Below are 9,281 nucleotides of genomic sequence, written 5' to 3'. Positions count from 1 at the left end.
ACCGGAATTCCACCGGCTTGACTACACACCCTTAGCTGGGCGCACAACTGGAAGTTATAGTGCAATCTTTTTCCATTTTCTAATCTTGGTTCTAAAGGTTCCGAACGGAGCAACTGTATTAACATGTATGAATTTGTATACTTCCCAGACAGCTGTTCTAGTTGCTTCGTCAGCCCATTTTCTCATATGTGGTTTAAATAATTCTTCCTCACTCAGAGAATCAATCATTACATAAATAGAGTTGATATTCTCATTCAATCTGTCTTTCAATTCTTGCAGTGACAGCTGAGCATATGTATCTGTGAACCATTGATATAATTCGCCAAGCTGATTCCACTTAAAATTATCCGAAGGAGTTTTGACAGGAATACCCTTTCTTTCGTCTGATTCCCATTTAATAACAAGAGTTGTCCAGCCAACCTGATAAGCAAGATTTTCTGCCGGAGTTCGATCGACCTCATCAATTCTCTTATCTTTTAAATGCTCCGGAATATCATTAAATTCTGAAATATACTTTGCAAAGCTTTTATTTATCTCGTTTTTAAGCTCGTCTTTATTCTCATATGTTCTCAATAGTCTATCTCCTCAGCTTCCGATTTTCCAGTTTCAAAAAAAGGATTTTTCAAATTAGTCTTTGCAAATAACCCTTGAACCTTCACCATCAATTACAATTCCCTGATGGTTGTTAATAGGGCATAGATTCAAATCCGAAAACTCAGTCATTATTTTCTCGGTAACTTTCTTAAATGGTGCTGTAAGATAATGCGGAAGAACATAGAAATCAATCAAATCAAGCCCTGCATCATCTTCTTGTGAGTAGTCCTCTGGCTTTTCATCCATTTGCTCGATATATTGGATGCTTGGAGCGCATATAATTGCGCCTGCCGACTCGCCGATCATCAATTTTCCATTTGCCAATTCCTTTTTCAGTAGCCCATCAGTTCCCGTTTTACGGAGCTGGTCCATAAGAAAGAAAGAATTTCCGCCGGTAAAATATATCACATCTGCTTCTTCAAAAACAGACTGTATCGTTGAATAAGCCTCCGTTGAAATATCAATTTCAGTTACGATTGCTCCCAACTTTTTGAATAATTTTCGAGCCGAGCCGACATAACCGGTGTAGCCTTCACGCAGCGAAGCTGTTGGAATAAATGCGACTTTTTTATTTTCAATTTCTTCCTTTATCAGACTTCCTACACTTGAAAAGTGCGAACATAAAAACAGTTTCATCAATATTCTCCTTTATATATAAATTCTAATTTTCCAATTTAACAAACTTGAATTTGTAAATATCATTTTACATTTTTATATGAAATCACAATATGACTTGGTGCAAATAATACTGATGCAATAATCAATAGCACTGACCTACTCATAATCCCACTAAATAAGAACAACATTGAAGGAATAGTAGAAAGTGCTAATGCTCTGAAAACGCTGTTTTTCTTAAAACATATAATCCAAATAGCACAATAAAGCATTACCAATATGGTATCTACAATCAGATATAGTGCAAATGCTTCGTCAGACCACCACCCGAACCAAGTTCCCGGAATATTGATTATCATGAATCCGAAACAACCCAATCTCCCTACTTGTTCTGTGACCTCAACATATTTATTGTTCCACTTATTATCAAATCCATCTTTACACTTAATCGCAAATACAACATTGGGTATCATAATGACTGCAATAAAAATCAGCCCAAAAACATTAAACCATTCCATATTATCTACCATCACAAACTCTGATTTGTATTTCTGTTTGTTTTAAAAATGGGCAACTCCGATTGGAATTGCCCACTCATTGCACTAATTATGCGATTTTTTCTTGCTTGCACTTAATTTTGCATCAATTGATGTAAGTTTGATGTAAATCGCTGTTTTTTTAGTTTTTTATCAAATGAAGTACGTCCCGTCTATTTGGTAAAACGGTACATCTTTACATCATCTTAATAGAGCTTTGCACCTGCCGGAATGTGGTCATCTACCATCAGAAGATGAAGCTTTTCTTCGCCTTCTTCTTCATGAATAGCACTGAGGAGCATACCGCAAGAGTCAATGCCCATCATCGCTCTCGGTGGAAGATTTGTGATAGCGATAAGAGTCTTTCCAACCAGTTCTTCAGGCTCATAATAAGCGTGAATACCGCTTAAAATGGTTCTGTCTGTGCCTGTTCCGTCATCAAGAGTAAACTGTAACAGTTTCTTTGACTTCGGTACTGCAACACACTCTTTAACCTTTACTGCACGGAAATCTGACTTACTGAATGTATCAAAATCAACAAATTCCTCAAATAAAGGCTCTACCTTTACCTTAGAAAAATCAATCTTTTCAGACTCAGTTTTTACATTTTTTTCAGGTGCTTCAGAAGCTGTATTATTTACATCATTTTTCTTATTTACACCATCTAAGGACTTCATTGTCGGGAATTTTTTTGATTGCTAAGCTAACTCTTGTATATCCTTGTAAACCCTTGGAAAATGGGCTTTCCCGGATTCTATATACTTGGATACTCTTGGACGTTTTTTTGACTTTTGTGCGTCCAAAAGATGTCATTCGCCTTAAAATACGTCTTTTTATTTTATGCATGTACTGCTGTGTCAAACACAACAATACTTAGCAAGTATAACATATTTGCCACAGTATGAATAGGTATATTTTTCAATCTTCAAAGAGTTCAATCGCAGGACTCTTTTCTAAAAAATATCCATATTTTTTGATAATTTCTCAATTACTGATTTGGTAACATCTGGGTTTGCTTCTGCATATATGTTCATGGTAGTTGATACATCAGCATGTCCCATTACCTCTTGAATTACTTTGATGTTGGTTTCATTCTCGCAAAATCTTGATGCAAACGTATGTCTAAAGATATGGCAGGAGAATCTTGGAATCATAACAGGTTCTCTCTTCTCCTTTTTAGCAGTTACCTCTTCTTCTGAATTATGTGTATCCACAATTCTCTTGATTGCCCGGTTTACTGCTGCTGGGTTATGTGGCATCCCAAATCGGTTTGTAAATACAAAATTGGTCATCCCATCCACATTCTCAACACAAAAGCCTTCCTGCTTCTGTCTCTCATATTCTTCCTGAAGCACATCATATACCTGCTGCATCATAGGTATTCTACGATTACCAGCTTCCGTCTTTGGCAAAGATACTCTAAACTCACATTTATATGAATCATCCGCTCTCTGGTAATAGGTTAAGCTATGATTGATATCAATGATTCGATTCTCCAAATCAATATCATCCCAGCGTACTCCGATTGCTTCTCCTATTCTGCATCCAGTTCCTAACAAAAATACAAAAAATGGATACCAGTGATAAAAGAACGGATTCTTTGCTACATACTCCATGAATTTTCTCTGCTGATCCACAGTCAACGCTCGCCTTGTTTTTCTGACACCACCATTACGCTTTTTTACTTCACAGTATGCTCCGTCTACCGGATTCTTCCTTATGATATCATCTCTGACAGCAAGCTGAAATGTAGGTCTTAATACTGTGTTAATTGTCTCAAGCGTATTAATCTGTAATCCCTGATTATTAATCAAGTCTGTATAAAAGAACAACACGTCTGAGTATTTCACATCTCTTACTTTCTTCTTGCCAAATGTATCACGAATAAAATGATTCCATGTATACAAATAATTACTGTAAGTAGTGCTGCGCAATTCTGTTTTAGTTGATATGTACCTGTCAAACAAAAAGTTTACATCAGCCTTTCCTGCGACATAGATATCAAGTCCATCCAACTGGTCTTTTTGTAACTGTTCTTCTCTTTCTCGAAGTTTTACCAAAGACTTTGCATAAATGGTTCTTTTCTTGCCTAATGGATCAATATATACATATGAGTATCTTCCGTCGCCTTTTCTGTAACCCTCACCCTTTCTTAATACTCTGCCTTTACCATCTTTTCTACAAGCCATTATTCTCTCCTTTCCGGAGAAAAGAGCCTGTTCTACTGATTAGCCTGCTGCTTCATTTGTAATTCAACACCCATTCTAATCAATTGCGAAATGGATAGATTATGAGTCTCAGCATACTCAACCATTATCTGGTATTCCTCTTCTTTGAATTTAACAGTCACCTTATGATCAAAAGGTTTCTCTGCTTTTGGTCTTCCAGTTCTAGCCATCTGTATGCCTCCTTCATATCTTAATCATATTATACTTTTGGTCTGACCGAAAGTCAATACATTTTTTCTCTTTTGGCTCATTTTTCTCCATACTTGTTTGTATTTCTTCTATACTAATGCGTCATTTCTCATAATTACTTATAAAACTCGTCATCTACAATGTGGAAAGTTTCAAGATATTCGTCAATAATATCCAGATTAACCAACACCAGCTGATTCACTTTATAACATGCCTTTGCATCCTTCGCTAACTGCATAAACTTTGACACACTCATTGAATACATCTCTGCTCCTTCTGAATATCTAACAAATCTTTTATTATTAGTCTTTTTAGTTCTGCTGTCCATTTGCTAACTCCTCCATTACCATTTTGCGAGCTACAGGTAACAGATCAAACTGTCGTATCAATGCTCTGTCTATTTCTTCTCTCACGCCTGAATCCTCAATGACAGTTCCACTTTTTGCTCTAATGCAGCCTTTTGAAATTGTCTGTGCATCTTCAGGCATAAAATCAGAGATCTTACTTAATCCAAATCCACTCACATCCTTCGGATTTAAAATCACATGTACCGGAATATCCTTTAACTTACTGCTCAAAGGGACTACTGACACCTGCGGTGCACCATCATGATTGCTTGCATCACATGAAATAATTATTCCTGGTCTGATTCCGCCCTGAATGCCATGTGGGTTTTTCCCAAAATCCGCATACACGACATCAAATTTATTATATTTACCATACTTTCTTTTTTCTGTTCGTCTGCTCATATCTATGCTCCCTTCTTGATGTGCATATCCAATCTGCCCTCATCTACAGTCACCACAATGCCGCCTGCTTCAATAACCAGTCCTACCTTAAAATAAGCATCTGCGACACTGCTGGATATAGCTGCCATATTCGCAACAACTACTCCACTGATTTGCTTTTTGCGGATCATATTCACAATCTGATTCCACTGGCGATCAACATCACTCTGCGAAAAGCCATTGCGTCTCATCTTTCCAACGATTGAATATTCTTTTCTCTTTACAAATTCATGTATATATTTGCTCTGCTTGTCTTCAAGCATATTTACTTTTTCTAGTGGAGCCTGCACTGAAAGATATTCTATGCAATCCATCTTTTTAATCTTTCTTCTCATTTTCTGCCTCCTATGCTGACTTCAAAGCCTGCTCTATCATAAAATCAAATGTCTTTTTCAAATAATCCTGCTTATCTGCAGGTAACTGCTTAAGTCTCGAATCTAATGAATCCGGTGTACATTCTATTGCAAGTAAGGTATTTGCATCTGTTTCATAAACTTCCATAAGCATATACAGGTTTTTCATGCTCAAGTTTCTTCCTCCTTGCTCCACCTGTCCAAGCGTCGAAACACTTATTCCGGTTTTAGCGGCAACCTCTTCAATGAGAAGTCCTTTGTCCTTACGGATATCACGAATCACCGGACCAATTTTATATCCTTCATATTTCATCGTCGTACCCTCCATTGTCCCGTGCCATTTCTCTAAGCATCTCTACCGCCGCATCTTCTGTTTCATACTGACCAAGCCACTTCCCACTTGAATCATGTACAACTGTTCCGAATGCAGTCTGTGTAAATCTGCAATCCTTCACAGCCGGGACTTGTTTGTCCCGACCGGAATGATTTTCTGTTGTCGATCTACCAAAGGACTCCGTTAGCATCCAAAGTCCTCTGCATGAGATACAGTAATTGGCACTGGACCGACTTCAAGAGAATAGAGCCATATGCCCATATCTGTGATGGTCTTCACAAATTCCTCCAGATCATAAATGTCATCGGTGATCTCATTCAGGCTTCTGACTACTACAACCTCAAAATCTTCCTCTTTAAGTGTTGCAAAGAAAGCATTCAGTGCTTCTCTGTCATAGTCCCTTGTCATTGAGCGATCACAATACGCATCATTTATTATTACTCCATTAGGTATTGCCTGATCACGCATACTTTCAACCATCTGGACTACATTGAGTTCCGCTCTGCGTGACTTTACAAATGCAATACCCTTTGCAAGCTCCTGATTATCTGTACCTTCGTTTCCTACTAAGTTAAAATCTCTTTTTTTCATTTTGTTATCTCCTTTACGATTTCGTATTGGAGAGTTTTGGCGCCTCCACTCTCGTGGTGTGCTGTATCTCAAGCACAAGTATATTGTAATCTGCCACACCTTAATTGCCGACCGTGTACAGGCGACAATTATGTCGTGTAAACACGACAATCACTTTTCAACTGACACGCTTTTCATTGCTTTCATCATTGCAAGACACTGTCTTATCTGCAATTCATCCATATCTGAAAGAACATCCATTGCCTCAGATAATAGTTCCGACTTTTCTTCATTCTTTCCATACATTATGAAATCAACAGATACACCAAGTACGATTGCTAGATTATCTAATGTCTGTGTCTTAAAATCTCCACCATTTTCAATCGCAGATAATGCTTGTCTGCCTATACCTACTCTATGAGCTAACTCATCCTGTGATAATCCTATCTCCTTTCTTCTATCAGCAATTCGTATTCCTCTCTCATAATCCTTTTCTCTTGTCTGTGCTTTACTGCTCATAAATCCTCCTTGCCGCCCTTGGAAACGAACAAGTCGGATTACCTTTACAGCACAAAAAGACGCACGAGGAAACCAGTATCATAAATACTGTTCGTTTCCCCTGCGTCTCTGGTGCTTCCATCTTTTGATGTGCCCTTATCAGGTGGGCTATAATTTAATTTTCAATCGTTATATTCTGAAAGTTCCATTCTCAGAATGTTCCTTCATCATTCCCTCGGAATACTTCTTGAGTATCATCACTCGCTTGCATCTGTCACACTTAATTCCAATATTCTGAAGTGCTACAGCGGAATCATCACCGCATACAAAATATTCCATCATTAACTTGTTGCATTTTTTACATCTAATTTCTATAACATTTTCTTTGTTCAATTCAGTTCGCTCCTTATTCATACAAAATCATCAATTTACAATTCTGTACTCGTAAAGGAAAGGGAAATCACCTTTGCAAGCCTTTTGCCGGGAGTTCCGATGAATGTCTGCACATTCCCCGGCTTTGCTGATCTAAAGCCAACTGACATATTGTGTGCTGTCAGCACACAATCACATCAGGCTCCGGCTCTTTCCATAAACCACATATTGTTATCTTCATAGAAAAGGAATATTTCCTTTCCATCTACCACACAGGTATAACGCTCTCCAACTCCACCAGCCCTTGTACTGGCTGCTCTGCGCTTGTCTTTTACTCGTGTAATCTCATACTTTCTGCCATCTTCCCATGTTATCTCTTTGGGAATGAGCAGTCCGTCCTTTGAAAACTCTGCAAGTACATCAACATATACCTTATTGCTCAATGTAATCACCTTCCTTACAAGATTGCTATTGCTCTGGAAGCATCCATCTTCCTTGCTATATAGCCTTTTTCTTCTAATATTTTCAGATGTGCATAAACACTTGAAGTCGATGCCACCCCTACCATCTTGCATATCTCCCTGATAGTAGGAGCATAGCCATTCACACGCTGATATTGCATAATGCTTTCATACACATTCTGCTGCTTCTCTGTCAATGGTGCCCTGTCTACCAGATCAATTCTTGCTGTTTCGCCCATGTTCCGCCTCCCTCTTTTTTACTCTATTGGCACTTCTCGTTGCTAACTTGAAAAGTACCCATGTGGATGTACTGTGTGTTCTTCTTTTGCATTGACTGCCGCCAGAATCCTGTCCCGGTACATGAGTCCCCTCTGGATACTGTAAAATCCAAATCTTCTGCGTATCTCATCCACCGCTGAATCCATCTTCATCTGCTTTTCACGCTTCTCCACACTTGAGAACAAATCTATCTGCTCCCAATAATTATCTGTTACCAGATCTGCACCTCTGACACCAACACTACGGATTGGTTTGCTCCAGTTATAGTTTTCCTTAAATATCTGATATGCGTATGCAGCTATTTCTCCGGTAATGTTTGTCGCATGGTCAATCTTTTTCTGACGGGTAAAAGAGAATAATTCATTATCCCTGACACTTATCTCAACCACTCTGCACCGGAATCCATTCTCACGAAGTCTTGCTGCAACACTCTCAGCCAGAATATAAAGAACAATCTTTACATCCTCATCGCATACTAAATCCTTTGGTGTCGTTGTGCTGTTTCCCACCGATTTGATTGGAGCGTGGGCGTTCTCCAGCTTGACAGGTGAATCATCATAGCCATTAGCAAACGACCATAAGATACTGCCAATCTTTCCAAGGTGACTGTTAAGCACATCTTCATCTGTTCTTGCAAGATCACCTATGGTTTTAATACCAAATAATGCAAGCTTTCTGTTCGTACTTTTGCCAACGTATAGAAGATCTGCCACCGGAAGCGACCAAGCCTTCTGCTTAAACTCACTCTTATACATAGTAGTGATAGCATCCGGCTTCTTGTAGTCAGAACCCAGCTTTGCAAATATCTTATTGAAAGAAACACCAACACTCACTGTGATGCCAAGCTCTGACTTCATTCTCCTGCTGATTTCCTGTGCGATAAGCAATCCATCCCCTTTAAGGGAACTGCTTCCTGTCACATCAAGCCAGCACTCATCAATCCCATATGGCTCCTGTCTGTCCGTATATTCTGCATATATCTCATGAGCCATCCTTGAGAACCGAAGATATAAGTCCATTCTTGGTGATACAAATGTTATGTCCGGACAGACCTGCTTTGCCTGCCAGAGTGCCATTCCTGTTTTCACACCGTACTTCTTGGCAATATAGTCAGCTGTTAAGACAATCCCATGTCTTGCCTCCGGGTCTCCGCCTACTGCCAATGGCTTTCCTGCAAGCTCCGGATGATGCAGATGTTCAATCGAAGCATAGCAACAGTTAATATCTGAATGAAGTATTACCCTGTCTCCCATCTGTTCCACCTCCAGTGTTCTGTTCTGACATCCATATCTGTCTGTCCAAGAATATGAGTAATGTTTCTTACAGGGCATAGTATAACCCCAAGAATAATCGACTGTCAACGGACACATGTGTCCTTTTTTCTCATTATATTGGATTTTTAGCTTGAATAATTGGTACTGTTGCTATATACTATGGAGTGAAAAGAGACATTAGAAATCAACA

The 9,281-nt window shown here is 38.8% G+C and carries 16 protein-coding genes and 1 pseudogene; all 17 read right to left on the bottom strand.

The genetic code is table 11. The features are described 5' to 3' along the window. Nucleotides 1-54 precede the first annotated feature (54 nt). Nucleotides 55-573 carry a ClbS/DfsB family four-helix bundle protein gene (locus DWY37_RS14880; protein ID WP_118542168.1) on the bottom strand — a complete coding sequence of 173 codons (519 nt, stop codon included), beginning with the start codon at nt 571-573 and terminating at the stop codon, nt 55-57. 54 nt (nt 574-627) lie between these two features. Next, entirely contained in the window at nt 628-1,230 is a 603-nt protein-coding gene (locus tag DWY37_RS14875; protein ID WP_117863840.1) for a Type 1 glutamine amidotransferase-like domain-containing protein, read from the bottom strand. Between the two features lie 62 nt (nt 1,231-1,292). Then, the gene (locus DWY37_RS14870; RefSeq protein WP_118542166.1) at nt 1,293-1,739 is read right to left on the bottom strand and encodes a hypothetical protein; all 447 of its coding nucleotides are present in this window, start codon (nt 1,737-1,739) and stop codon (nt 1,293-1,295) included. 212 nt (nt 1,740-1,951) lie between these two features. Further along, a pseudogene (locus DWY37_RS14865) lies at nt 1,952-2,431 on the bottom strand (lysine--tRNA ligase); the annotation flags it as partial. A 267-nt stretch (nt 2,432-2,698) separates the two neighbouring features. Then, complete coding sequence (locus DWY37_RS14860; protein WP_008395273.1) at nt 2,699-3,934, bottom strand: tyrosine-type recombinase/integrase; 1,236 nt, start codon at nt 3,932-3,934, stop codon at nt 2,699-2,701. 32 nt (nt 3,935-3,966) lie between these two features. Next, nucleotides 3,967-4,143, bottom strand: a complete 177-nt coding sequence (locus tag DWY37_RS14855) for a DUF6290 family protein (RefSeq protein WP_004853384.1) — start codon at nt 4,141-4,143, stop codon at nt 3,967-3,969. A 134-nt stretch (nt 4,144-4,277) separates the two neighbouring features. Continuing rightward, on the bottom strand, nt 4,278-4,490 hold the full coding sequence (locus tag DWY37_RS14850) for a DUF6462 family protein (protein ID WP_004611639.1): 213 nt from the start codon (nt 4,488-4,490) through the stop codon (nt 4,278-4,280). Continuing rightward, complete coding sequence (locus DWY37_RS14845) at nt 4,474-4,911, bottom strand: type II toxin-antitoxin system PemK/MazF family toxin (RefSeq protein WP_008395276.1); 438 nt, start codon at nt 4,909-4,911, stop codon at nt 4,474-4,476. Before DWY37_RS14845 ends, DWY37_RS14850 begins: the two co-directional genes overlap by 17 nt. A gap of 2 nt (nt 4,912-4,913) precedes the next feature. Next, the gene (locus DWY37_RS14840; protein ID WP_008395278.1) at nt 4,914-5,285 is read right to left on the bottom strand and encodes a recombinase family protein; all 372 of its coding nucleotides are present in this window, start codon (nt 5,283-5,285) and stop codon (nt 4,914-4,916) included. A 10-nt stretch (nt 5,286-5,295) separates the two neighbouring features. Beyond that, nucleotides 5,296-5,616 carry a helix-turn-helix domain-containing protein gene (locus DWY37_RS14835; protein ID WP_008395280.1) on the bottom strand — a complete coding sequence of 107 codons (321 nt, stop codon included), beginning with the start codon at nt 5,614-5,616 and terminating at the stop codon, nt 5,296-5,298. Beyond that, nucleotides 5,606-5,758: a hypothetical protein gene (locus tag DWY37_RS14830; protein ID WP_199412695.1), complete on the bottom strand. Its 153-nt coding sequence runs from the start codon at nt 5,756-5,758 to the stop codon at nt 5,606-5,608. The genes DWY37_RS14835 and DWY37_RS14830 overlap by 11 nt, the downstream gene beginning before the upstream one ends. 62 nt (nt 5,759-5,820) lie before the next feature. After that, nucleotides 5,821-6,228 (bottom strand): recombinase family protein, encoded by a 408-nt coding sequence (locus DWY37_RS14825; protein ID WP_008395282.1) that lies wholly within the window; start codon nt 6,226-6,228, stop codon nt 5,821-5,823. 150 nt (nt 6,229-6,378) lie between these two features. Beyond that, nucleotides 6,379-6,726 (bottom strand): helix-turn-helix domain-containing protein, encoded by a 348-nt coding sequence (locus DWY37_RS14820; protein ID WP_008395283.1) that lies wholly within the window; start codon nt 6,724-6,726, stop codon nt 6,379-6,381. A 168-nt stretch (nt 6,727-6,894) separates the two neighbouring features. After that, entirely contained in the window at nt 6,895-7,098 is a 204-nt protein-coding gene (locus tag DWY37_RS14815; RefSeq protein ID WP_226801081.1) for a hypothetical protein, read from the bottom strand. Between the two features lie 176 nt (nt 7,099-7,274). Next, entirely contained in the window at nt 7,275-7,529 is a 255-nt protein-coding gene (locus DWY37_RS14810; protein ID WP_004611568.1) for a hypothetical protein, read from the bottom strand. A gap of 5 nt (nt 7,530-7,534) precedes the next feature. After that, on the bottom strand, nt 7,535-7,777 hold the full coding sequence (locus DWY37_RS14805) for a LexA family protein (RefSeq protein ID WP_008395286.1): 243 nt from the start codon (nt 7,775-7,777) through the stop codon (nt 7,535-7,537). A 42-nt stretch (nt 7,778-7,819) separates the two neighbouring features. Continuing rightward, on the bottom strand, nt 7,820-9,070 hold the full coding sequence (dinB, locus tag DWY37_RS14800; protein ID WP_117477958.1) for a DNA polymerase IV: 1,251 nt from the start codon (nt 9,068-9,070) through the stop codon (nt 7,820-7,822). Nucleotides 9,071-9,281: the final 211 nt, after the last annotated feature.

Origin of the sequence: Roseburia sp. AF25-13LB, from assembly GCF_003478915.1 — a bacterium.
GTDB classification, from domain to species: domain Bacteria; phylum Bacillota; class Clostridia; order Lachnospirales; family Lachnospiraceae; genus Roseburia_C; species Roseburia_C amylophila.
Note: the sequence above shows the minus strand (reverse complement) of the source record. Positions and strands in the feature narration are given on the sequence as shown.

Bases quoted from the DNA above. Each gene is read 5' to 3' on its own strand.
- DWY37_RS14805 (WP_008395286.1), bottom strand. From the start codon at position 7,777: ATGGGCGAAACAGCAAGAATTGATCTGGTAGACAGGGCACCATTGACA.
- DWY37_RS14845 (WP_008395276.1), bottom strand. From the start codon at position 4,911: ATGAGCAGACGAACAGAAAAAAGAAAGTATGGTAAATATAATAAATTT.
- dinB (WP_117477958.1), bottom strand. From the start codon at position 9,070: ATGGGAGACAGGGTAATACTTCATTCAGATATTAACTGTTGCTATGCT.
- DWY37_RS14870 (WP_118542166.1), bottom strand. From the start codon at position 1,739: ATGGTAGATAATATGGAATGGTTTAATGTTTTTGGGCTGATTTTTATT.
- DWY37_RS14860 (WP_008395273.1), bottom strand. From the start codon at position 3,934: ATGGCTTGTAGAAAAGATGGTAAAGGCAGAGTATTAAGAAAGGGTGAG.
- DWY37_RS14820 (WP_008395283.1), bottom strand. From the start codon at position 6,726: ATGAGCAGTAAAGCACAGACAAGAGAAAAGGATTATGAGAGAGGAATA.
- DWY37_RS14835 (WP_008395280.1), bottom strand. From the start codon at position 5,616: ATGAAATATGAAGGATATAAAATTGGTCCGGTGATTCGTGATATCCGT.
- DWY37_RS14855 (WP_004853384.1), bottom strand. From the start codon at position 4,143: ATGGCTAGAACTGGAAGACCAAAAGCAGAGAAACCTTTTGATCATAAG.
- DWY37_RS14825 (WP_008395282.1), bottom strand. From the start codon at position 6,228: ATGAAAAAAAGAGATTTTAACTTAGTAGGAAACGAAGGTACAGATAAT.
- DWY37_RS14875 (WP_117863840.1), bottom strand. From the start codon at position 1,230: ATGAAACTGTTTTTATGTTCGCACTTTTCAAGTGTAGGAAGTCTGATA.
- DWY37_RS14850 (WP_004611639.1), bottom strand. From the start codon at position 4,490: ATGGACAGCAGAACTAAAAAGACTAATAATAAAAGATTTGTTAGATAT.
- DWY37_RS14840 (WP_008395278.1), bottom strand. From the start codon at position 5,285: ATGAGAAGAAAGATTAAAAAGATGGATTGCATAGAATATCTTTCAGTG.